Consider the following 24105-nt stretch of genomic DNA (forward strand, 5'->3'; position numbering starts at 1 on the left):
ATATTCCCTGTTTTTTATTGCTTTGAATAAGTTCCTCTGAATAGTGAAACTATTTTGTATCATCCGATCTCACATGAAGATCGATTTGCGGGAAAGGAATGGTAACCTGATTTTCGTTGAATTTTCGGTTGATCGTTCTCCGGATGTCGGATTTTACATTTTCGATTCTGAATATATTCTGGCTGTAAAACAACAGCTCAAAATCGAGTGATGAGTTTCCAAAATCCACGAAACGTGCACGAATCATTCCATCATTTACAACTTCGGGATGTTCTTTTGCACTTTCGAGAAGTAGACGCTCAACCAGTTCAACATTGCTGCCATATGCCACGCCCACTTTAATTCGAAACCGCGTTTTTTTCGACTGGTGGCTCCAGTTGATCACTTTATTGTTTGTGATGATGGAGTTGGGGATGAGAACCACGATGTCGTCACGGTTAAACGCTTCCGATATTCGTATTCCTATTTTTCTGATCTTGATGATATCGCCGTCTACTTCAAGGATATCGCCCACTTTGATTGATCCCTCAAAAAGAAGGATAAAACCCGAAATAAAATCGTTAAATGTGTTTTGAAGTCCCAGCCCCACGCCAACAAGTAACGCGGCTGAACCGGCCAGCAGAACCGTTATTTTAACATTGAACGATTCCAGGACGATTAAAATGGTAATGATCCAAAGCACATAGGCAACAATCTGATAGACAGAATGTAAGGTTCCTCGTTTGGCAAAATCAATGTCCTTTTTACGAAACATGATTTTTTTGATGATCCACAATAACAACCTCGTAATAAAGAAGGCTATAATTATTATAATGAGGGATTTTACCGTGAAAGTGAAATCTTTGTACGTAAAAAATTCGAACCCCAGAAAATCTTTAAGACTATCCATGCTCATGTAAATGGTTTTACCTGTTTTCTATAGTAACAAATGAAACACCTAATTTACCTAAACTTTTTTAAAGAAGACACTGGAAATGGTATAGACAACTGCGGATAAGCCTATTCCAAATATATTGGCATCGAGTTGAAAGGGCAGTTGGAAATTTCCAATAATCAGGATTAGTGTAGTTGTTCCGCCGGTAATCATAGCCGCTAAGGCTGCCCGCGAATTCGGGTGTTTGGTAAACAGCGCTGCCAGCACAGGTACAATCATCCCGGAAACCATAAACGAGTAAGAGTGGAGCATTAGTTCTAAAACACTCGTCATTTTTAAGGCCAGCAATAAGGCGATGGTGCCTATGGCCAGTGTAAGCAATTGCGAGAATCGCAGACTGTTGGGTGAATCATGTTTCTTCAATACATCCGTCAGGATATTTCCCGAGGCCGCCATTAAACAACTGTCGGCTGTCGACATAATGGCCGAAAAATAAGCTGAAAGAACAATGCCCAGTAATCCGACCGGCAGTACGATTTTCAATAATACCGGAAGCCCCATTTCGGCATCGAGATTGGTCAGTGTATAGCCGGCAAGCAACCCGTTTTCAACCGCAACGCGTGCAAACATTCCAAGAATTACACCCATAAAAGCCATTACAGGATATTCAAACAAACCGGCAATAAACCATCCTGTTTGTGCTGCCCTGGTGTTTTTAGCGGCATAAATGCGCTGGTACAATGTCATTCCGATAAACCAGATTGGAATGATGGTAAACATCCAGTTTATGATTTGCTGCCAGGAAATGTTCTGAAGCGAAAGAAACTCTGGTTCAATCGTGTTTTTTATGGCTTCATATCCGCCAATGCTGTAGTATGAAATGGGAATGCCAACAAAAATCAGCCCTGCCATTAAAACAATCCACTGAATGGTATCGGTGTAAATTACAGCTTTTAAACCGCCAAGTACAGTATACACAACGGCAATTACTCCCATAATCAACAAGGCATAATTAAGGTTCAGTCCGTCGAAGGTAGACGAAGCCAGTTTAGCTCCGGCCAGAATCTGCGAGCTGGTAAAACCCAGGTATCCAATGGCCGAAATTATTCCGGCGATTAAGGCGACCCGCCTGTCAAAAATATATTCCAGAAATTGCGGAAAAGATAAAAAACTTTTTCGTCGGGCCAGTTCTGAAATACGTGGTATGAGAAATACTCCGCTCATCCAGGCACCCAGCAGACCGGTAAAAAGCAACCAACTTCCTGAAAGCCCCATGGTAAAACCCAGGCCTCCCAATCCAATGGAGAAACCTCCGCCCACATCGGTGGCCACCACCGACAAACCAATATGAATACTACTTAATTTTCTTCCTCCAACGTAGTAATCATCGGTGTTTTTGTTTTTCCGTAAAAAGTAAATTCCAACACCCAGCATGGCAGCCAGGTAAACGATAAAAATCGACAGATCGATCCAACTCATGCTTTGAGATCAACATTTAATTCGATATGTGTTGATTTTTCAGGATGTTTAACCAGCCCCTTATTCAGCAGTGAAAAAATAGCTTCCTGGCCGCGTCTGCCGGAGATCTTGAGTTGCTTAAATATTTCACCGTAAATCGATTTCCCGTTTTCTTTTAAAAACAATAATATATCTTTTTCGAACTGGTTATCAATTGATTGAATTTTTACTTCGGTTTTATCGTCCATTTATTAGTAGTTTTTTTCGTTATTTTCTTTCTGTTTTGTTAATTCGAGATATCTGTCGCAGTTTTTCCAGCCTTTATAGCCGCGGTTACAAAATACGTTTCTGAATAAGGAAAGCTCGATTTTTGTTTCCTCTTCACCCTGAAAAATGGGGCATTCTGCTGCAAACTGACATCTATTTCCTAAATTCATGTTTATATGTGTTTATAATATATGTTCAAACTTTCGATCTGGCCGGCAATATTGGTGTTATTAATCGTCGTTCCCGAATAAGTATAGCCCGATCGCAAGAAGGTCTTGTTCATGCCTACAGAGTTGAGGCGTGACATGGTATAAAGCGTTTTGAATCCCTGGTCCTTCATTTGTCTTTCCATCTCCTGCAATAGCATCAACGACAGCTTTTTACCTCTGTTCTTTTTCGGCGTTGCAAAATCGGTCATTTCAGCATTCAAGCCTTTTTTATCCATTTCGGAAGAAGCGAGCGCAATTAATTTCCCTTTGCTTTCAACACCGTAATACTGCACTTCGTCTTTCATGGTTTCCTCAATGTATTTCTCATCGTAAATAGGGAAGGGGTAGCTATCGAATACTTCGCGATAAATAGCTGCCATTTCCATGCTGTGCTCCGCTTGCAAACGTCGTACCTGATAGCCGTTGGGCTCAATAATATCGGCAACTGTTCCGTTGCGTTTCTCGAGCATGCCTCCAAAATATTTCAGCTGTTCGGTTTCCATGCCCATCAGACGGTCGGAATTTAAAAATTTGGACATAAAAAAGGCACTTTCTTTTCCGTCGTAAAATCGTGGAATCTGGGCTTCGGTAAAAAAGCCATCAGCCAGAAAATGCGGCGATGCACTTTGTGGTACTTTACAGATTATTTTGGTGTACTTGTTTGTTCGTGCAATTTGATTGATTTCTCCTATAACACCCGGTAGATCACGCTTATCGAGTTTCATTAAATAAACTCGCTTGTTGTAATCGCCATGATGAATAAGCGTTCCTTTTCCAATTTTTTCAAATCTATCTTGATTCATTGCTTTCTAAATTGTTTTAATTGTGACGGATTAACACGCCACTTTGTTCTAATTTTTTCTAAATGTCTGTTTATTGTTTCTTCTGTATTGTTCTTATTATATCGTTATTCAACAATTTCGTCTTCTCGTCTTAAGTGTCTTTCATTGTCTTCGGGTACAAGCGATATCGAATCGTTGGAATCCGACAACAATCGTTCAATGCCAATCGCATCCGATTCGTCAATTTCTTTTACATTTAACTCCAGGTTGCAGTTGTCGCAGTCCCTGTCGCACATTTTTTGTTCATAACTGTCGGGTTCCTTGTACGTTGTAATTACGCCTTCGTAATTCCGAAGCACTACTTTATTGGTCGACCACGAAATGATGTAGTTTGGCATTACCGGAATTTTTCCGCCACCGCCGGGAGCATCAATTACATAAGTTGGCCGAGCAAAACCGCTGGTATGGCCGATCAGGCTTTCCATAATTTCAATTCCTTTTCCGATAGGAGTCCTGAAATGTGAAAGTCCTTCAGAAAGGTCGCACTGGTATAAATAATAGGGTCGAACCCTGTTTTGTACAAGCTTATGCAGCAGCGATTTCATGATTCGCGGGCAGTCGTTAACATCGGCCAGTAACACTGATTGATTCCCAAGAGGAAAACCTCCATCAGCCAGTTTTGCCAGCGCTTCTTTGGCCGAAGCTGTAATTTCGTTGGGGTGATTAAAATGAGTGTTGATCCAAAGCGGCTGGTATTTTTTCAGAATATTTACCAGCTTATCGGTGATGCGGTAGGGCAGTACAACCGGCATTCTGGTTCCTATACGAATTATTTCAACATGTGGAATGGCAGAAATCTCCGAAAGCAGCCAATCGATCATACTGTCGGGCAACATAAACGGGTCGCCTCCCGAAAGTAGTACGTCGCGCACATGAGGTGTATTGGCAATGTATTCTATTCCTTTTTTCAACTGCGCTTTCGATGGCACAAAATCGATGTCGCCAACTTTACGTTTACGGGTGCAATGGCGGCAATACATCGAACAAATATTACTGACATGAAACAACACCCTGTCCGGATATCGGTGAGTGATGCCTTCAACCGGGCTGTCGCTGTCTTCCGAGAGCGGATCTTCGAGTTCTGATTTCAAGGTAATCAGTTCCTCAATGCCTCCAAAAGCCTGCTTAAATACCGGGTCGTTTCTGAAATTCTCTTTGCTGATTAACGACAGGTAATAAGGAGTTATTGAAAGTGGAAATTTGTCAAAGGTCTTATGCAGGTTCTCCCGTTCTTTTTCATCGAACCGGATTCCGGTCAGTTCTTCAAATTTATCCAGCGATTTTATGGAATGTTTCAATTGCCATTTCCAGTCTTTCCAATTGCTGATTCTGGACTCTTCTTCAATTTTATTTGCGATTTTTTGCTGTACACTATTATAAATCATAAAAGTAATTTTCGATGATTACTAAAGGTTTTGCTGTCTGTTTTTCAGCAGACAAAAGTAATAACATTTTTTAAATGTTTCTATACGAACTAAATTTGAAGGATTTTACGATTACAAAAATTGAACTAATGGGGTAAACGCTTTGTTTACTTTGTGTTCATGCTAGCTTTAAAAACCGTTGATACAAATTTTGTATCTTTGTCATAATAATAATTTCTACAGAAATAAAGAAAATGGGACGATTAATAATTGCATCCAACCGCTTGCCGGTTAAAATTGAAAAGAACGGAGAAGAAATGCTGATAACGCCCAGTGCCGGCGGATTAGCAACCGGGCTAAAATCATATCACAAAGGAAGTGACAGTGTTTGGATTGGTTGGCCCGGGGTTATTCCGCAGAATAAAGAAGAAGAAAAGACTGTTACCAAACTGTTAAAAACTGAACAGTGTTTACCGGTTTTTCTTTCCGAAGATCTTATTTCGAAGTATTACGGTGGTTTTAGCAATGCAACATTGTGGCCCTTATTTCATTATTTTACCGAGTTTACCAAGTTCAAGGCCAGGTATTGGGAAGCATATTTACAAGTAAACGAAATGTTTGCTGAAGCGATTATTGAAAACGCCCAGAAAAACGACAAGGTGTGGGTGCACGATTATCAGTTATTACTGGTTCCTAATATTCTGCGCCAGCGACGCCCCGATCTTAAAATCGGTTTTTTCCTTCACATTCCTTTCCCGTCGTACGAGATCATCAGAACATTGCCCAAACGCCAGGATATTATTTCCGGTTTGTTGGGGGCCGATTTAATCGGATTTCATACCTACGATTATGCCCGTCACTTTATAAGTTCGGTAAAACGTCTGCTTGGTTACGATGTGGAATTCAACCAGATTAAGCTCGAAAACCGGCAGGTTTTTATCGATGTATTTCCGATGGGAATTGACTACAAGAAATTTGAAAATCTGGCTAACGAAGTGCAAAGCAAATCCATTCAGGAGCGCTCCAAAGTGCATCAGGATATCGATCGCTTCTTGATGAGTATACCCGACAGGAAACTGATCCTGTCAATCGACAGGTTGGATTATACCAAAGGTATTCCACATCGTCTGAAATCATATCGACGGTTCTTAAAAACACATCCCGAATTTCTGGAAAAAGTCTCGCTGATTATGCTGACTGTTCCCTCAAGAACCGATGTAGAGCAATACCAGAACCTGAAGAATGAAGTTGATATTCTGGTTGGAAATATAAACGGAGAGTTTGGAACACTAAACTGGACGCCTGTAATCTATTTTTACCGTTCTATGCCTTTCGAGAATCTTATTGAACTTTACAGTTCGGCAGATGTAGCATTATTAACACCTTTAAGAGATGGAATGAACCTGGTGGCCAAAGAATATATCGCTGCCAAGGTCAACCAAAAAGGGATGCTTGTTTTGAGCGAGATGGCAGGGGCCGCAAAAGAGCTTGGAGAAGCAATATCGGTTAATCCGAATGATTATGCCGATACGGCTGAAGCCATTTATGAAGCACTCACCATGCCGGATGAAGACCGTATTAAACGAATGCGGGCTATGCAACGTCGGATTAAGCGTTATGATATACATAAATGGGCGTCGGAATTTATGAAAGCGCTCGATTCAACCATTGCCAAGCAATCCGATTTCCAGGCACGAAAAATATCGGCAAGTCTGCGTAAGAAGATCTTAAGCGAATTTAGGGGAGCAAAATCGAAAGTGTTGTTTTTGGATTACGATGGCACGATACAGCGATATTTCGACAAACCTCAGGCTGCAATTCCGGATAATGAATTGTACAAACTACTCGACCAGATTGTTTTGTTGGAGAACACCAGTTTGGTTTTAATCAGCGGGCGCGACCGGCATACGCTTGAAGCCTGGTTTGGCGATAAAAATTTCGACCTCATTGCCGAACATGGCGCCTGGGTGCGACAAACCGGTGAGAAATGGGAAGATAAAAAGACAGTGGATTCGGATTGGAAAGAAAAGATACATCCTATTCTCGAATCGTTCGTCGATAGTACACCAGGAAGTTTAATAGAGGAAAAGGATTATTCGCTGGTATGGCACTACCGAAAAGCCGATATTGAACTGGGGGTATTAAGAGCGCTGGAACTAACCGATACCTTATCGAACTTAATTCTTAACCAGGAGGTTGAAATAATTGAGGGAAAAAAACTAATTGAAATTAAAGCCAGCGGTATAAACAAAGGAACAGCAGCAGTAGATTTCCTTGATGGTAAATCGGCAGATTTCATTCTTGCTTTTGGAGACGGCACAACCGATGAGTTGATGTTTAAAGCACTTCCGAAAGATTCTTATGCCGTAAAGGTTGGCTCTGAAAATTCCACAGCCGATTATTATGTTTCTAACTATAAGGAGGTTCGTAACTTTTTAAAGGAGCTATTAAAATAAACGTCAGGAAGAGACATTAATGATCCCTGAAAATAAATCCATAAAGAATGTTTAAATGGATAATTTAAATTATGCAGTTATAGGAAATTGTAAAACGGCAGCGTTGATTTCTGAAAAAGGTTCGATCGATTGGTTATGTATTCCCGATTTTAATTCGCCATCGGTATTTGCAAAACTGCTCGACGATGAAATAGGCGGCAGTTTCGATATTCGAACTGATGAGAGCTATAAAATCACCCAGAAATATGTACGGAACACCAATATCGTTTCAACAGTATTCAAAAGCGCTAACGACTGTTTCGAGGTAATCGACTTTATGCCTCGCTTCAAAATCGACGACAACACCTATTTCAATCCTTCAGAAATAATACGTTACATCAGGCTTATTTCCGGTAGTCCGACTTTCACGGTATTCTTTCAACCCAAACTGGAATACGCCAAGCATGAAACAACAATTGTTGACGAGGGTGAATACATAAAAAGTTTTACTACCGAAGGCGATTACGATTCAATATACCTGTACTCGGATCTGGACTTCAAGGACATCATCGAGCAAAAACCGATTCAACTCAAGGGAAATGCTTATCTGTTACTTTCCTACGATGAGAAAATCCTTAATCAGTCGCTTGACAGGCAATACCTGAAACTTCAGAAAACCGAAGTTTATTGGCTAGACTGGTCCAATGAACTCACTTCTTTTGCCATGTACAACGATGAAATAAAAAGAAGCGCCCTGGTGTTGAAGCTTTTAAGCTACGATAAAACCGGTGCATTTTTGGCAGCTGCAACCACATCGCTGCCTGAATCGCTTGGCGAAGAGCGTAACTGGGATTACCGTTTCTGCTGGATTCGCGATGCCTCAATGGCCATTCATGTGATTTCGAAGCTGGGACACTTGAACACGGTGAAGCGTTTCATGAAGTTTATTATCGACATTATACCAGATAAAGATGAAAAAATACAGATCATGTACGGCATTAACCGTGAAAAGCAGTTACAGGAAGAAGAACTAATTCATTTAAAAGGTTATAAAAATTCAGCTCCCGTACGGATTGGAAATGCCGCGTATTTGCAAAAGCAAAACGATATTTACGGCGTTTTGGTTGATGTGATTTATCAGCAATTTGTACGCTTTAAAATCTCGCTCGAAAACAGTGAAGCTTTGTGGACCATTGTAAGAAGCATTGTGCGCATTGTGGAAAACAACTGGCAAAAGCCCGATAAGGGGATTTGGGAGATCAGAACAGAAGAAAAGCATTTTACGTTCTCGAAAGTATTGTGTTGGGTTGCAATTGATCGCGCCATTAAAATTGCCAAAAACATTCATAAACAGAAATACCTTGCCGACTGGCAAAAATTAGCCGATGAAATAAAAGACAACATTCTTACAAATGCCTGGAATGAAAAGAAAAAGGCATTCACGCAAGCTTATGGAACCGATCATATGGATGCTGCCAACTTATTAATGGCATCCTTTGGATTTATTGACGCAAAGGACGAACGATATGTTGAAACGGTTAAACAAACCGAAAAGGAACTGTGCTTTAACGGATTGTTGTACCGGTATAAAAATGAAGATGATTTTGGGCAGCCTTCATCGTCTTTCACTATTTGTACATTTTGGTTTATCAATGCCTTAAATTCGATTGGTGAACACGACAAAGCCAAACGGATGTTCGATCAACTGTTGAAATACAGTAACCATGTGGGGTTATTCAGCGAGGATCTTGACTTTGAAACTAAGGAACTCCTGGGAAATTTTCCTCAGGCGTACTCGCATCTGGCTTTAATTGAAACAGCCATCAACCTTTCGGACGGTAAACTAACCGAAAACGAAGAAATTCTGGGAACGATACTACATTAAAAAATTTATCCCGGTTCCTAACTTTCGAGTTGTTTTAATAAACTACGAACACTTTTTACATCGTTTACGTAATATTGGGCAGCAGTGGTTTTTGTGCCTACTTTTATGGTGTATGCCGAGTCGGGCATAGCATTAAATGTGTATTCGTCCGTCCAGTCATCGCCCAGGGCGAGTACAAAATCGAAATCTTCTTTACCAATTTTATTTAATGCCGCCATTCCTTTGTTGATGCCTGCATTTTTAATTTCAATTACCATGTCGCCATCCATGATTTCCAGATTAAGGTTGGCAATGTAATTTTTCAGGTCATCCTTCAGCTCCCATGCTCTTTGTTGTCCCATGTCGGGGTCGGCATGTCGGTAGTGCCACACCAACGAATAGTTTTTATATTCGATGAATGATCGGGGAGTGCGATCGACAAAATTTTGAAGTACCGGTTCAATAATATCCATCCATTCTTTATCGATCTGGTTGCTCATGGTCCACTCCGATCCGGGATTCTTGTTCCATACACCATGTTCGGCAATAAAAGCAAGGTTGTCGTAGTATTTCTTAAACCATTTTGATAGTGTCTCTTTGTCTCGACCACTGATTACAACAATCGTATTGTTTTTGTTCGACGTCAGTCTTTCCATAATTCCATACAGTTCATCGTCGGGCATGGCTTTTTGTGGATCGTTATGGAATCCGGTTAGTGTACCGTCGTAATCGAGAAAAATGATACGCTTTTTACTGTTTTTGTATTTTTCAACCAGCTTTTTAATAAACTGATTGGTAACCTTCCGGGTATAATTCGATTCCTGGAGTTTTTTCACACCTTCCAGGCTGTTGATAAAATCGTTGGCCCATCGTTCTTCGTTGTATATTTTCAGCCTTTTCTGAAGTGCCGAATTGCGTTTGACCTGCTCCGTCTTGCTCATATTTAAAGCCTGGTAAATGGCTTCAGCAACGTCAACCCGACTGTTCGGGTTTACAATAATCGACTCGCCCAGCTCTTTGGCGGCACCTGCCATCTCGCTCAAAATCAAAACACCGGTTTTGTCGTACCTGCTGGCCACATATTCTTTGGCCGGCAAATTCATGCCGTCGCGTGTAGGTGTTATTAAAGCAATATCGGCGCTGGTATACAATTCAAGCGCTTCCATACGGTCGGTAGCCCGGTAAAAATACCAGATAGGCATCCAGCTAATTGAGCCGTACATGCCGTTTATTCGGCCGACCAGTTCGTCCATTTGTTTCTTTAGTTCGCGGTAGTCGAGTACATTCTCGCGCGATGGTTTTACAAATAAAAATAGGCTGACTTTCTCTCTGTATTGCGGGTACTTCTTTAGGAATAATTCAAACGCTTTTATCCTGTCCGGAATTCCCTTGGTATAGTCCAGACGATCAATCGACAATATGATTTTTCGCTCTTTGTCTCTTTTTAAAAACTCCTGCAATTCCTCCCTAATGGCCGAATGCTTAGCTTTTTTATTTGTTGCAAGTTCCTGCGCTGTATTGTTGAAAAAATCAAAATCAACGCCTTTCGGAAAGGCATCAACTTTTACCACTCGCTCGTCGAGCCGTATGCGGTTAAAAAAAGTTTCGAGACCGAGCAACCGCCTTACACAGCTCATAAAGTGGCGCTGGTAATCGTAGGTATGAAACCCAACAAGATCAGCTTCCAGCATTCCTTCCAGTAATTCCATCCGCCAGGGTAAAAGCCTAAAAACTTCAAACGATGGAAACGGGATGTGTTGAAAATAACCGATCGAAACGTTGGGCTTTTTTTCCCTGATTAATTTGGGCAAAAGCATTAAATGATAATCGTGCACCCAAATAATATCGTCTTCGTTAATGTACTTTAAAATTGCATCGGCATAAATCTGGTTCACTACTTTGTACGATTCCCAAAAATCGGGATTGTAGCGAGATGTTTCAATAAAATAATTAAAAACCGGCCAAATTGTATTGTCGCAAAATCCTTCGATAAACTCACTGTTCAGTTGCTGATCCAAATAAATGGGAATGCAGTTTTCCGATCTGAATTTATTGTCGATAAACTGTTTTTCCGATTCGTTTATCTGGTCGATGTTTATACCGGCGCGGCCAACCCATTTTATATCAAAAGAATTGTAGAAGTTACGTAGTCCTGAATCAAATACATCGCCAAATGGAATCAGTTCTTTGTCTCCATTGTTATTGTTTACTTCGAACGGCAACCTGTTTGAAATCATGAATAAACGTTTCATTGTATCTTTTTTATGAATTTGAGCTTGAATAGTTTGTTTACGAACGAATATACCGTTTATTTTGAAACACTTCAAATAAATGAAGTTATTACGGAAGAGTTTAAACACATGTAACGATTTGTTGTTGTTAGAAATAAATTAGAAAATGAATAAAAACCTGAGTTTTGAGGCAGTAATCTTCGACATGGATGGAGTGATAACAAAAACTGCGCTCACCCATGCGGCTGCCTGGAAGAAAATGTTTGATGAGTACCTGAAAAAAAGGGAAAAAGAACACAGTGAAAAATTTGTTGAATTCACGCACGAAGGAGATTACCTGCCATACGTTGACGGAAAACCCAGATACAAAGGTGTTGCATCTTTTCTTGAATCGCGTGGTATCGACATCCCATTTGGCGATCCTTCGGATAATCCCGACAAGGAAACGGTATGTGGATTGGGAAACCGAAAAAATATTGCGTTCAACCAAGTTCTCGAGGAAGAAGGTGCTGAAGTATACCCGTCGACAGCAGCATTGATCGATGAACTCAAGAAGGCAGGAATTAAACTTGGAGTTGCATCATCGAGTAAAAACTGCAAACCGGTTTTGGAACGTGTCAATCTGCTCGATGTTTTTGATGCCCGTGTAGACGGTGTCGTATCAGCAGAACTTAATTTGCACGGAAAGCCCGAACCCGACATTTTTACTACAGCCTGCGATATGGTTAAAAAAACATACAGCAAATCGATTGTAGTTGAAGATGCTGTGTCTGGTGTACAAGCTGGCGTTAAGGGAAAATTCGGATTAACCATTGGTATTGCGCGCGAAAATAACGTGAAAGAGTTGAAAGAAGCCGGAGCCCATATTGTTGTGGAAGATTTGGAGGAGATTGGTGGAATCGAAGGTTTAAATAAAGTATTTAAGGAATTCAGTAAATAGAAATTAGATAATTTTATGCCCGAAGAAACGGACACGTTTAACAACTGGTCGCTGGAATACAGCGATTATGATCCTAAAAAAGAGAAATCGCGTGAATCACTGTTAACCATCGGAAACGGTTACCTGGGGTCTCGTGGAACACTTGAAGAAACAAAAGCTTCCGATACCAACTATCCTGGAACTTATATTGCCGGTTTATACAACCGGTTAACATCGAAAATTGCCGATAAAGACATCGAGAACGAAGATTTTGTGAACATACCAAACTGGTTGTTCCTGACTTTTAAAATCGATGAAGACCAATGGTTCGATGTAAATAAGTGCGACATTATTTCCATAAAAAGGAAACTCGACTTTAGTAGTGGTCAGCTGCATAAAGAATTGGTTGTGGAAGACGAAAAAGGCAGACGAACAGCCATAAACAGCACACGGTTTGCAAGCATGCACAATCCGCACCTTATGGCAATGGAATACCGTTTGAAGCCACTTAACTATTCCGGTAAGATTTCGTTTTATTCGGCACTCGACGGCCAGATCATTAATGACGGGGTTACACGATACCGCGATCTCAATCAAAATCATCTCGAACCGGTAGACCAGCAAACAGCCGAGGATGGTGGTTGGTTAAAAGTGCGCACTTCTGAATCGAAAATAGAGATTGCAGAAGCTGTAAAACACTCAGTTGAATGCAAAGGTGAAAAATTATCCGGCTTAAAATCGAGTACAGAATCTGGTAAACTGTTCACCGAATTTGACTGTGAGCTCCAAGAGAACGAAGAAATTAAAATTGAAAAAATAGTTTCGGTTTATACATCGAAAAAAGATGATGTTGAAGATGCTCTGGGTCGCAGTCTTAACACGCTGCAAACTGCCGCTTCTTATTCGAAAGTTTTTAAAGAAAGCGAGGCAGCATGGAAAGAATTATGGGAAAAGATTGATATCGTAATCGAAGGCGATCCGAAATCACAGATGCTTATTCGTTTGCACCTTTTCCACCTGATGGTGGCTTCTTCGCCCAACAACAAAACGATTGACGCCGGTATTGCTGCGCGCGGACTGCACGGCGAAGCCTATCGCGGGCATATTTTTTGGGATGAGTTGTACATACTTCCGGTTTACGATCTCTTGCTGCCCGATGTGGCAAAGTCGGTATTAATGTATCGCTATCGCCGGCTGGACGAAGCACGCAATTATGCAAAACAACACGGTTACTCGGGAGCCATGTTTCCCTGGCAGAGCGGAAGCGACGGGCGTGAAGAAACACAGGTTATCCACCTGAATCCGGTTTCGGGAGAATGGGGCGACGACTACAGTTCGTTGCAGCGGCATGTTTCTATTGCCATCGCTTACAATGTTTGGTACTATTTTAATGTTACCGGCGATACCGAATTCATGGAGAAATACGGAACTGAAATGTTCCTCGAGATTTGCAGGTTTTGGGCCAGTAAAGCCAAAAAGAATAATAACAACAGCTTCAGCATTGCCAATGTAATGGGACCCGACGAATTTCACGAAACCAATCCGAATACAAAGGGAGGTGGATTAACCGATAACGCCTACACCAACATTATGGTGGCCTGGCTTTTCGAAAAGTCGCGCGAAATTTTGAATAAATTGCCGCAAGATGCACAGCAATCAATTTTTGCATCCATAAATTTCGAAAAAGAGGAACTGGAGCATTGGAATACTATAGAAGAGAATTTGCACATTCCGGTTTCGGACCAAGGCATAATAGAACAGTTCGACGGTTATTTTAAACTAAAGGAGCTGGACTGGGAAGCGTATCGTAAAAAGTATAAAAACATTTACCGTCTCGATCGCATTCTGAAAGCCGAAGGCGAATCGCCCGATGATTTTAAACTCGCAAAACAGGCCGATACACTGATGACTTTCTACACGATCGATAAAGAAGATGTTAAAGAAATAATCGAGAAATCGGGACATCGTTTGCCTGAAGATTACCTCAGCCGGAATTACGAATATTACCTACATCGAACTTCGCACGGGTCAACTTTAAGCAGGGTAGTGCATGCCTACCTGGCCAATAAATGTGGAATTAAAGAAGATGGCGACCAGTTGTATTTTGAGGCGCTCCAGAGCGATTTTAACGACATTCAGGGAGGTACAACTGCCGAAGGTATTCATGCCGGGGTTATGGGAGCTACCGTTCTGATGGTGATGAAAACTTTTGCCGGAATTAACTTCAAAAAAGAAATTCTCGAAATTAATCCATCCTTACCCTCCAACTGGGAAAAACTCAAATTTAGCTTTTGGTTTAAACAAAATCAGTACTTCATTGATTTAAATAGAGACGAAATGGCTATTGAAGTAAAAAGTGAAAATTCTGACCAAATTCACTTTAATTTTATGGATAAAGCAATATTTTTGCAAGCCAATAAAAAGGAAGTAATTAATTATTAAGAAAAGGATTTAGCTGATGCTTGGTGATGTTTTATTAATAAACGAGAAACATAAAAGTGCTGCATTGTCGATTTACAGTCACTTACAGGAAAAATTACGGACAAAAAAGAAAGGTTATCGATTTATCGTCGCTATTTCAGGTGAATCCGGTGCAGGAAAATCAGAGCTTTCACATTCGTTGGCATTATTACTGAAAAAACAAGGGCAACGGGTAAAAATACTTCATACTGATAATTATTATAAGGTTCCGCCAAACTTACGAAACGAATGGCGTAAGCAGAAAGGCATAAGCAGAGTAGGTGTAAAAGAATACGACTGGGCGCTGCTGAAACGTAACATCAAAGAATTTAAAGAAGGACGTGAAGCTTTAATGCCTTGCATCGATGTGGTATCGAAACAAATCGATAAGTTAATCACCAATTTTGGCGATATCGATATTTTGGTAGTTGATGGACTTTATGCCATCAAAATTAAAGAGGTTGATTTACGGGTATACATCGATTTAACATACCTCGAGACCAAAGTTAACCAGGGATCCCGCGGAAAAGAAGACATCGATGATTTCCGCTTCCAGGTGTTGGAAATGGAACATCAGCACATGCTGGCCCTAAAACCTTATGCCGACCTTGTTATCGATAAAGATTATGTTGTAAATGAAGCAAAAGTCGATGCATCCTAAAGTGTCAACGAGTCATTAATTAACAGTAAGTTTACATTTTCCTCTGAAGAGTAGTATTCAGAATTTCACTCGTTATTTTCCTCAAATTCTTCCAGACCAGCTTCCATGGTAATCATTGGCGAAGCTTCAACTTCCTCGATCTCAAGAATACGTACCAGCGTATTCAAACCTTCAATTACCTTGGCCAGTTCTTCGTCATTTAGCTTTTTCAGCTTTTCGGATAACTGAACATGTAATAACGAGGGAATCGATTTTATGAGTTTGTCGCCGGCAGAGGTAAGCGCGATGTTCACCACCCTTTTATCACCCGATTTTGGAAGCCGAGCGAGGTAACCTTTTTTCTCCAGGCGATTGATAATACCACTTACGGTACTGGGATTCAGGTTCAAAAATTTTCGGATTTCTCCCTGAGTAGCCTGATAATTCTGAGTATTGAGCAGGTAATTCAGGCACAGTACCTGAGGAATGCTCACCCCGTGTTCCTTTTGAATCTTTTTCGACTCAATATCGATGGAGCGAACAATCTTGCGGATTTTAATCAGAATATCAGTGTTATCCATGAAAACAAAAATACAAATGTTTTCAAATTTTCCGAAAACATAAAAAAAGAAGAAAGGCTGAGACGCAATGAAAAAAAAATCAATGTAAATTTTATCTAAAATCATTCCAAATAAGCTTGTCGTTTTAAAAAATCAACTTATATTTGAAGCAATCAAAAACGACAAGAATGAATTTAGTTACAGAAAATACAAGTTTGTGTTCAGCCCGAATGAGCTGTGTAACTGTATTTATGTCGTCGATGTTTATGTCTATGCGATAGCCTTCAGTCGATTGTTTCATTGACCTGAAGGCATTCATATTTCGCGCATACAAATCAAAATCAATTTAATTAAAATTAATTCATGTCGGATAAAGTTATTCGAGTGGGAGGTAGTCACATCGGCGACAAAACTTCACTTATCAATTTAACAGAATATTTAAGCGCTAATAAGAATGGGCGTAATTTCGTGGTGCTTTCAGCCGTGCCACAACTGATCAATATTTTGGAAGTACATCTGTCAACTGTATTGGATAAGCGCATTGAGAATGCAGATATAAAGGAACAGCTGATTGAAGTATATAAAAACTATCTTGATTGTGATATTACTCCCGAATACCTCGAACTGGCTGACCAAACCGCCAATTTATTAAGAGGCATTGCACTGATCGGCGATTATTCCACCGCACTGAAAGATCAGGTTTTAACCTATGCTGAACGTTTGTCAGTTGAGCTTTTAAAAGCCAGATGGCAGAAGGCAAAGGTTTTGCTGCCTGAGGATTTTAGACTAATGGCAACCGGCGATTTTGGCAATGCAACATTGATCGGAATAGATCATTCAACCATAAACGATCTGGCCGTCGGAACCTACATTGTTCCGGGAACATATGGAATTACCGAAGCCGGTAAAATCTCAAGATCGGGAAGATTGGCTGCCGATTATTCCGCAGCATTTCTAACCCGCGAACTTGGTGCAGAAAAACTGGAACTCTGGGATCTCGATCACGATTTCCTGCGGGCTGATCCTGCGATAATCAGTGATCTTCCAAAGCTGCAACGATTGACATACGAAGAAGCGAGTGAGCTGGCTTATTTCGATCATTATTCATTCCACCCAAGAACTGTGGAACCGCTCGAACACGAGCACATCCCGATCGTTATTCTTAATTCTGAATCAGGCGCCGGAACGATTGAAACCACTATCAATACTGAGACTTTTGTTGAAGAACAAATCGTAAAAAGTGTGGCTTGCACCGACGATATTTCTTTGCTGAAACTCGATGGGCCGGGAGTTGGTTTAAAACCGGGAATTTTAGCGCGGGTTACCAACCAGCTGAATGAAGCCGGACTTAACATCAAATCGGTGATCACCTCGCAAACTTCCATCAACTTTATCCTGAGCAAAGAGAATGGCGATAAGGCGATAAAGCTAATACACGACCTCGTGTTTTCATCGGTTACTGATATTTCTGTTATTAAAGACATTTCGCTGATCGGGGTAGTGGGGCACGGGATGCAACATGCGTATGGAGTTTCGGCGAAGATTTTTACTGCTGTAGCCAATAACAAAATTAATGTGGTGCTGAGTGGTTCCGGTGCATCCGATCTGGTGAGTTACCTCATAGTAAGTAAATCCGATAAAGAAAAAAGCGTCAGGGAAATTTATAAGGCGTTTTTTAAATAGTTTCTAACCCAAAATTAAATAGCAATGACTGAAAAAAAGTTAAGTTTCGAAACCCTTCAATTACACGCAGGGCATCAGCCCGACCAAACAACCAACTCGAGAGCAGTTCCAATTTATCAAACTACCTCGTATGTTTTCAACGATGCCGAACACGCAGCTAATTTGTTTGCATTGAAAGAGTTCGGGAATATTTATACCCGCATCATGAATCCGACAAGCGATGTGTTCGAGCAACGCATTGCTGCTTTGGAAGGCGGGGCAGCAGCTCTCGCTGTAAGTTCGGGGCACGCAGCCCAGTTTCTGGCACTGAATAACATCCTGGATATTGGTGATAACTTTGTTTCATCGCCATATTTATACGGAGGTTCTTACAACCAGTTTAAGGTTTCGTTTAAACGACTGGGAGTTGAGGCACGTTTTGCCAATGATCTTGCACCTGAATCTTTTGAGTCGCTGATCGATGACAAAACAAAAGCGATTTACCTGGAGACTATTGGAAACCCGGGTTATGTTATTCCGGATTTTGATGCCATTGCAGCCATCGCCAAAAAGTACGACATTCCTTTTATTGTTGACAATACATTTGCCGGAGGTGGTTATTTGTTCCGTCCGATCGAACACGGAGCCGATATCGTTGTAGAGTCGGCCACCAAATGGATTGGCGGACATGGAACCAGTATTGGCGGTGTAATCGTTGATGCAGGAACTTACAATTGGGGCAATGGTAAATTTCCCGGATTCACTGAGCCTTCCGAAGGTTATCATGGGCTGAAATACTGGGATGTGTTTAATTTCGACGGTCCATTTGGTAACATCGCTTTTATAATTAAAGCACGTGTTGAAGGATTACGCGACTGGGGGGCAGCACTGAGTCCGTTTAATTCATTCCTTTTGATTCAGGGGCTTGAAACCTTGTCGTTACGCATGGACCGTCATGTGGAAAATACACTTGCACTGGCCAAGTGGTTGCTAAAACATCCAAAGGTTGAAAGTGTGAATTATCCGGGGCTGGAAGGAAACCATTCTTACGAGAATGCAAAAAAATACTTACCGAAAGGTGCCGGCGGTGTTTTGTCGTTTAATGTAAAAGGCGATAAGGAAACGGCCAATCAGGTTGTAAACAAAATGGAACTCGTGAGTCACCTGGCCAATGTTGGCGATGCTAAAACGCTGATCATTCAGCCGGCAGCAACCACGCACCAGCAATTGCCCGAAGAAGCTCAGATAGCTGCAGGAGTTTATCCAACGCAGCTAAGGGTAAGTGTCGGTTTGGAGCATATCGACGATATTATTGCCGATTTTGAACAAGCTCTTGATCAAATAAGTTAATTTTTATAACATCGCGAGTTGAAAATAGAGTAGTGGGAATTCGTTCTCACTACTCATTCAAATTAAAAACAGAAAAGCATGCCACTAAATGTTCCGGATAAATTACCCGCAATAAAAATTCTACAGGATGAGAATATTTTTGTAATGGATGAATCACGGGCATCGCACCAGGATATCCGTCCTCTAAAGATCATCATCCTTAATTTGATGCCGCTAAAGATCACCACTGAAACCGATCTTCTGCGTTTGCTTTCGAATTCGCCTTTGCAGATTGAAATTGATTTCATGAAGATAAAAGGACACACGCCAAAAAATACGCCTTCGTCGCACATGAGCGCTTTTTACCGGAATTTTGATGAGTTGAACGATAAAAAATACGATGGCATGATCATTACCGGTGCACCGGTCGAGCTCTTACCTTTTGAAGAGGTGACATACTGGGACGAGATGAAACAAATACTGGATTGGGCCGAACATCATGTAACTTCAACTTTGTTTATTTGTTGGGCTGCACAGGCCGGAATGTACCATTATTACGGCGTTCCGAAATATCCGTTACCATCAAAAAAATTCGGAGTATTTAAGCATAGACATGTCGATGAGAATCTTCCCATTTTCAGGGGATTCGACGATGTTTTTTCCATACCGCATTCAAGGCATACCGAAGTGCGTGCATCTGATATTGAAAAGGTGGAGGAATTACAAATCATTTCATCATCCGATGAAGCCGGTGTTTCCATTGTAAAAGCTAAAAATGGTCGTCAGTTATTTATTACCGGGCATGCCGAATATTCGCGCCACACTTTGGGTGGTGAGTACCATCGCGATTTAAAGAAAAAACTTCCTATTGATATTCCGGTAAACTATTATCCGAACAACGATCCCGAGAAAAAACCAATTATGAGTTGGCAATCAACAGCTAATTTGTTTTTCTCCAACTGGCTCAACTATTACGTTTACCAGGAAACACCTTACAACCTGGAAGAAATCAGTTAGTTGTTTCTGTGAATGCCAGAATGCACCGGCAGATCATTTCAAAATCTCGGTATTTAGCTGTAATTTTGATAGAAAATAAAATTCAGTTTCTATGAAGAAAATAGCAGTAGTATTAGCCGGATGCGGCGTTTACGATGGAGCCGAAATTCACGAATCAACTTTAACCATGTTAGCCATAGCCCAGCAGGGGGCGGAATATCAGTGTTTTGCCCCTGATGTAAATCAGGCACATGTAGTCAATCACCTTAACGGTGAAGAAATGGACGAGAAACGCAATGTGCTGGTTGAAGCTGCCCGCATAGCCCGCGGAAACATTAAGCCTTTGACAGAATACAAGGCAGCCGATTACGATGCCATTGTTTTCCCCGGAGGATTTGGTGCGGCTAAAAACCTTTGCACCTTTGCCTTCGACGGACCCGACTGCACGGTAAATAAGGACGTGGAAGAAGCGATCCGCTCAACTGTTGTAGCCGAAAAACCTGTGGGAGCACTTTGTATCTCTCCGGCACTGATTGCCAAAGTTCTAGGTGATGTTAAGGTTACAATAGGACAAGATCAGGGAACCGCTGATGTCATTGAAATGCTGGGAGCTTCGCATGTAAAAACCACTCATGGCGAAATTGTAGTGGATGAAAAGTACAAAGTTATTACATCTCCGTGTTACATGCTGGATGCCACTATTGGCCAGATTGCGGATGGAGCAAATAATGTCGTTGCCAAAGTCTTGGAAATTGCCTAGGGAGATATAAAAGTATGAGACCGGTACCCTACATCGATATTCACACGCATTCAACACGTTTCACAAAAGATACAGTGACCGTTCAGAATATATTTCCGGGTGAAGGTTTTGCACCTTTTTCAGGAAGAAATTTTTATTCCGTTGGTTTGCATCCCTGGCACATTAGCACTGAAGAAGAAAATAATGAAGCCCTTCAAATGGTGGAAGAAGCCCTGGAATTCGATCATGTGATATTTGTGGGCGAAGCAGGCCTTGATAAACGTTCAGAAACAAACTTCGCTGAGCAACAACGCGTATTCAAGGCACAGGCTTTTATGGCTGAAGAATACCAGTATCCTTTGCTAATTCACTGCGTTAAAGCCTATAACGAGGTTTTCGAATTGAGAAGGAAAATGCAACCTGCAATGCCATGGATCCTTCATTCTTATTCCGGTGGGCTTGAAATTACAGAACAACTGTTAAAGTTTAAATTCTTGTTCTCTTTTGGAAGCTTATTGTTTAATCAGAATGCAAAAGTGCTTGAAACCTTTAAATGGCTTCCGTTGGATAAAATCTTTTTTGAGACTGATGAATTGGAAGAACACGTAAGTGTAGTGTACAAAAGAGGAGCTGAATTAAGAGGGCTTTCGGCCGATGCACTTAGAGAAGTTGTTTGGAAAAATTTTAATCGCATTGAACGGACATTGGTAGACCGGACCTGAATTCTGTTAAACAAATCTGATTTTTATGGAGTGGCTGGAGAGAACTGAATTGCTAATAGGATCGGAAAAAATACAGCAACTGAGAACTTCAAATGTTTTGATTGTAGGTTTAGGTGGAGTAGGAGCTTATGCTGCCGAACTATTATGCCGGGCCGGAATTGGTAAGATGACCATTGTTGATGGTGACGTTGTGGAGACCAGTAACCGCAACCGGCAATTGCCTGCTTTGAAAAGTACAACGGGACAGCCCAAAGCCGAAATATTAGCGAAACGTTTTCGCGACATTAATCCCGATGTAGAACTGACAGTAGTAAATGAATTTATTCGCGACGAGAAAACCAAAGAACTGCTTACAAGTCAGCCTTTTGATTATGTGGTGGATGCCATTGACACCCTGTCGCCCAAAGTTTTTTTGGTGTACCAGGCTAAACAGCTTGGTTTAAACATCGTTAGTTCGATGGGTGCAGGAGGTAAAATGGATACTTCGAAAGTTGAGTCAGCCGATATTTCAAAATCGTACAACTGTAAACTGGCCCGCATGATGCGTAAGCGATTATCGCGTTATGGAATAAAGAAGGAAGTAAAGGTGGTTTTTTCATCGGAAAAAATTGACGAAAGTGCTGTCAGACTTGAGGAAGGACAAAATAAAAAATCGACAGTTGGAACCATTTCTTACATGCCGCCATTGTTTGGCTGCCACATTGCCGGAATCGTTATTCGTGATCTTTTATCCACATAAAATATCGATTGGTAATCAGGCAGATGTGATAATTCTTCCAAAAAATATTTGTGATTAAAAAGAATAGACTACCTTTGAGAAGTTAATTTTTGGATATTAGAAGATATTTTTGGTCTTAGTAGTCTGGTAATTAGCGAGTTGGTCTTTCTTTATTGAATTTTGTATACCGGACAGTTAATCTTTCTAGGGCATTTCCACGTTATTTCAATCACCGTATTTTATACTGCATTTAAGTAACTCTTGGAGTAATCCATTTTGAATGGTTTACTGCTGGTCATCAATGAAAAGACAATTATTAATTTTTTATAAAGAACAAAATGAACATTTACATTGGAAATTTACCCTTCAACATGGGTGAAGAAGATTTGAGAGAAATTTTTGAAGAGTATGGTGAAGTTGCTTCAGCTAAAATCATTTCTGACAGAATGACTGGAAGAAGCAAAGGTTTTGGTTTCGTTGAAATGGAAGACGATGACAATGCCAACAACGCCATTCAGGAACTTAACAACGCAGAAGTAGGTGGAAGAAACATCAAAGTAAACGAATCGAAACCACGCGAAAACAACCGTGGTGGTGATCGTCGTGGCGGTGGTGGCTTCCAACGCAGACCTCGTTACTAATCATCATGGAAGGTACCGTAAAATGGTACGATAGCGTTAAAGGGTACGGTTTCATCCAGGGTGATGACAACAAGGACTACTTTGTGCATCGTACAGGAGTGAAAGACGATGTGTTTTCACTCGAAGCAGGCCAATCGGTCGTATTCGAAGTCAAAGACGGAGAAAAAGGCCCAGTGGCTTTTGATGTTGAGACAAAATAAATGAAAGAATATAAGGGATTCAGTTTTTGAGTCCCTTTTCTTTTGCTGTCAGTAATTCTGTTTTCGAGTGCCGAATAAAGCTAACAGTATGACTAGAGTTGTTTATCTGAATGACAATTTCGTTAAAGAGAATGAAGCTTGCCTGTCGCCCAACGACAGGGGTTTTATTTTTGCCGACGGTGTTTACGAAGTAACCAAATATTATAAGGGCAAAGCCTTTCGTATGAACGATCATATTGAACGTTTAAAGCGGAGCCTGAATGAAATTGGAATTCACTTCGAAGGAATAGACAAACTTGAAAGTATATCGGCCGAACTGCTGAAAAGAAATAAACTGGCCGATGAAGATGCCGGTGTTTACTGGCAAATTACACGCGGTGTACATCAACGGGTGCACCATTTTCCGAAAGACATTCAACCTACACTTTATGCCTTTGCCCAGGCGCTGCCATCGGCAACCGAAAAACTACAGAAGGGAATAAAAACGATTTTGCGTGAAGATATTCGCTGGCAACGTTGCGACATCAAATCGATTTCCTTACTGCCCAACACCATGCTTTATAACGAAACCGTTGAAAAGGGCGCAGGAGAATGTATTCTAATTCGCGACGGTTTTGTTACTGAAGCTACACATTCGAGCCTGATTGCCGTAAAAAATGGCATACTGATCACCCGCCCCTTATCTAACCTGATTTTACCCGGCATAACCCGTAAAGTTGTAATGGAGTTAGGTGCTACCCATCAAATTCCGGTGGAAGAGCGTTTGTTCTCCAAGGAAGAATTACTCGATATGGACGAAGTATTTATTTGTGGAACGGGCAGCGAAATAATGCCGGTTGTGCAAATCGAAGATCACTCAATTGGAGACGGAGTACCGGGACAACTCACCCGGAATATCCAGCAACTGTTTACCGAACTTACCCGCTGATATCCCATTTTCCCTTAACAGAATCTTCTTCTGTTAAACTTTGCTAA

Annotated in this window: 22 protein-coding genes; 14 read left to right on the top strand and 8 right to left on the bottom strand. The window is 41.1% G+C overall.

The genetic code is table 11. The features are described 5' to 3' along the window. Nucleotides 1-49 precede the first annotated feature (49 nt). The 6 genes from WFY05_RS08295 to kamA all read right to left on the bottom strand — a co-directional run bounded on the left by WFY05_RS08295 (nucleotide 50) and on the right by kamA (nucleotide 5035). The gene (locus WFY05_RS08295) at nucleotides 50-754 is read right to left on the bottom strand and encodes a mechanosensitive ion channel family protein (RefSeq protein WP_340112332.1); all 705 of its coding nucleotides are present in this window, start codon (nucleotides 752-754) and stop codon (nucleotides 50-52) included. A 192-nt stretch (nucleotides 755-946) separates the two neighbouring features. Further along, on the bottom strand, nucleotides 947-2353 hold the full coding sequence (locus WFY05_RS08300) for a sodium:solute symporter family protein (protein WP_340112333.1): 1407 nt from the start codon (nucleotides 2351-2353) through the stop codon (nucleotides 947-949). Then, nucleotides 2350-2580, bottom strand: coding sequence for a hypothetical protein (locus tag WFY05_RS08305; protein ID WP_340112334.1), 231 nt, complete (start codon nucleotides 2578-2580; stop codon nucleotides 2350-2352). Before WFY05_RS08305 ends, WFY05_RS08300 begins: the two co-directional genes overlap by 4 nt. Before the next feature lie 3 nt (nucleotides 2581-2583). Continuing rightward, nucleotides 2584-2769 carry a hypothetical protein gene (locus WFY05_RS08310; RefSeq protein WP_340112335.1) on the bottom strand — a complete coding sequence of 62 codons (186 nt, stop codon included), beginning with the start codon at nucleotides 2767-2769 and terminating at the stop codon, nucleotides 2584-2586. Nucleotides 2770-2771: 2 nt separating this feature from the next. Then, the gene (gene ablB / locus WFY05_RS08315) at nucleotides 2772-3611 is read right to left on the bottom strand and encodes a putative beta-lysine N-acetyltransferase (RefSeq protein ID WP_340112336.1); all 840 of its coding nucleotides are present in this window, start codon (nucleotides 3609-3611) and stop codon (nucleotides 2772-2774) included. 104 nt (nucleotides 3612-3715) lie between these two features. Beyond that, complete coding sequence (gene kamA, locus WFY05_RS08320) at nucleotides 3716-5035, bottom strand: lysine 2,3-aminomutase (protein WP_340112339.1); 1320 nt, start codon at nucleotides 5033-5035, stop codon at nucleotides 3716-3718. A gap of 233 nt (nucleotides 5036-5268) precedes the next feature. Here kamA and WFY05_RS08325 point away from each other — a divergent pair, with 233 nt between their 5' ends. Then, nucleotides 5269-7470 carry a bifunctional alpha,alpha-trehalose-phosphate synthase (UDP-forming)/trehalose-phosphatase gene (locus WFY05_RS08325; RefSeq protein ID WP_340112341.1) on the top strand — a complete coding sequence of 734 codons (2202 nt, stop codon included), beginning with the start codon at nucleotides 5269-5271 and terminating at the stop codon, nucleotides 7468-7470. Between the two features lie 55 nt (nucleotides 7471-7525). Continuing rightward, entirely contained in the window at nucleotides 7526-9334 is a 1809-nt protein-coding gene (locus WFY05_RS08330) for a glycoside hydrolase family 15 protein (protein WP_340112342.1), read from the top strand. A 17-nt stretch (nucleotides 9335-9351) separates the two neighbouring features. Here WFY05_RS08330 and WFY05_RS08335 read toward each other — a convergent pair whose 3' ends face one another. Then, the gene (locus tag WFY05_RS08335) at nucleotides 9352-11565 is read right to left on the bottom strand and encodes a bifunctional alpha,alpha-trehalose-phosphate synthase (UDP-forming)/trehalose-phosphatase (protein ID WP_340112344.1); all 2214 of its coding nucleotides are present in this window, start codon (nucleotides 11563-11565) and stop codon (nucleotides 9352-9354) included. A 145-nt stretch (nucleotides 11566-11710) separates the two neighbouring features. Here WFY05_RS08335 and WFY05_RS08340 point away from each other — a divergent pair, with 145 nt between their 5' ends. The 3 genes from WFY05_RS08340 to WFY05_RS08350 are packed head-to-tail and all read left to right on the top strand — an operon-like array spanning nucleotide 11711 to nucleotide 15584. After that, nucleotides 11711-12484, top strand: a complete 774-nt coding sequence (locus WFY05_RS08340) for a beta-phosphoglucomutase family hydrolase (protein WP_340112345.1) — start codon at nucleotides 11711-11713, stop codon at nucleotides 12482-12484. 15 nt (nucleotides 12485-12499) lie between these two features. Beyond that, nucleotides 12500-14905 carry a glycoside hydrolase family 65 protein gene (locus WFY05_RS08345; RefSeq protein WP_340112346.1) on the top strand — a complete coding sequence of 802 codons (2406 nt, stop codon included), beginning with the start codon at nucleotides 12500-12502 and terminating at the stop codon, nucleotides 14903-14905. 16 nt (nucleotides 14906-14921) lie between these two features. Further along, entirely contained in the window at nucleotides 14922-15584 is a 663-nt protein-coding gene (locus WFY05_RS08350) for a uridine kinase family protein (protein ID WP_340112347.1), read from the top strand. Between the two features lie 65 nt (nucleotides 15585-15649). Here the strand turns inward: WFY05_RS08350 and WFY05_RS08355 are convergent, their stop codons facing one another. After that, nucleotides 15650-16144: a MarR family winged helix-turn-helix transcriptional regulator gene (locus WFY05_RS08355; protein ID WP_340112348.1), complete on the bottom strand. Its 495-nt coding sequence runs from the start codon at nucleotides 16142-16144 to the stop codon at nucleotides 15650-15652. Nucleotides 16145-16486: 342 nt separating this feature from the next. Between WFY05_RS08355 and WFY05_RS08360 the strand changes: the two genes are divergently transcribed. The 9 genes from WFY05_RS08360 to dat all read left to right on the top strand — a co-directional run bounded on the left by WFY05_RS08360 (nucleotide 16487) and on the right by dat (nucleotide 24058). Further along, entirely contained in the window at nucleotides 16487-17806 is a 1320-nt protein-coding gene (locus WFY05_RS08360; protein WP_340112349.1) for an ACT domain-containing protein, read from the top strand. Between the two features lie 24 nt (nucleotides 17807-17830). Further along, nucleotides 17831-19135: an O-acetylhomoserine aminocarboxypropyltransferase/cysteine synthase family protein gene (locus WFY05_RS08365; protein WP_340112350.1), complete on the top strand. Its 1305-nt coding sequence runs from the start codon at nucleotides 17831-17833 to the stop codon at nucleotides 19133-19135. Between the two features lie 78 nt (nucleotides 19136-19213). Further along, nucleotides 19214-20131, top strand: a complete 918-nt coding sequence (gene metA / locus WFY05_RS08370; protein WP_340112351.1) for a homoserine O-acetyltransferase MetA — start codon at nucleotides 19214-19216, stop codon at nucleotides 20129-20131. A gap of 91 nt (nucleotides 20132-20222) precedes the next feature. Continuing rightward, on the top strand, nucleotides 20223-20870 hold the full coding sequence (gene elbB / locus WFY05_RS08375; RefSeq protein ID WP_340112352.1) for an isoprenoid biosynthesis glyoxalase ElbB: 648 nt from the start codon (nucleotides 20223-20225) through the stop codon (nucleotides 20868-20870). 14 nt (nucleotides 20871-20884) lie between these two features. Then, on the top strand, nucleotides 20885-21571 hold the full coding sequence (locus WFY05_RS08380) for a TatD family hydrolase (RefSeq protein WP_340112353.1): 687 nt from the start codon (nucleotides 20885-20887) through the stop codon (nucleotides 21569-21571). Nucleotides 21572-21596: 25 nt separating this feature from the next. Beyond that, a complete protein-coding gene (locus tag WFY05_RS08385) occupies nucleotides 21597-22310 on the top strand; it encodes a tRNA threonylcarbamoyladenosine dehydratase (protein WP_340112354.1) in 714 nt (237 codons plus the stop codon). Nucleotides 22311-22627: 317 nt separating this feature from the next. Then, nucleotides 22628-22930 carry an RNA-binding regulator gene (gene rbp / locus WFY05_RS08390; protein ID WP_340112355.1) on the top strand — a complete coding sequence of 101 codons (303 nt, stop codon included), beginning with the start codon at nucleotides 22628-22630 and terminating at the stop codon, nucleotides 22928-22930. A gap of 5 nt (nucleotides 22931-22935) precedes the next feature. Then, nucleotides 22936-23130 carry a cold-shock protein gene (locus tag WFY05_RS08395; RefSeq protein ID WP_340112356.1) on the top strand — a complete coding sequence of 65 codons (195 nt, stop codon included), beginning with the start codon at nucleotides 22936-22938 and terminating at the stop codon, nucleotides 23128-23130. 88 nt (nucleotides 23131-23218) lie between these two features. After that, nucleotides 23219-24058, top strand: a complete 840-nt coding sequence (dat, locus tag WFY05_RS08400) for a D-amino-acid transaminase (RefSeq protein ID WP_340112357.1) — start codon at nucleotides 23219-23221, stop codon at nucleotides 24056-24058. The last annotated feature ends 47 nt before the right edge of the window (nucleotides 24059-24105 follow it).

The organism is Maribellus mangrovi (assembly GCF_037646455.1).
GTDB lineage: Bacteria > Bacteroidota > Bacteroidia > Bacteroidales > Prolixibacteraceae > Draconibacterium > Draconibacterium mangrovi_A.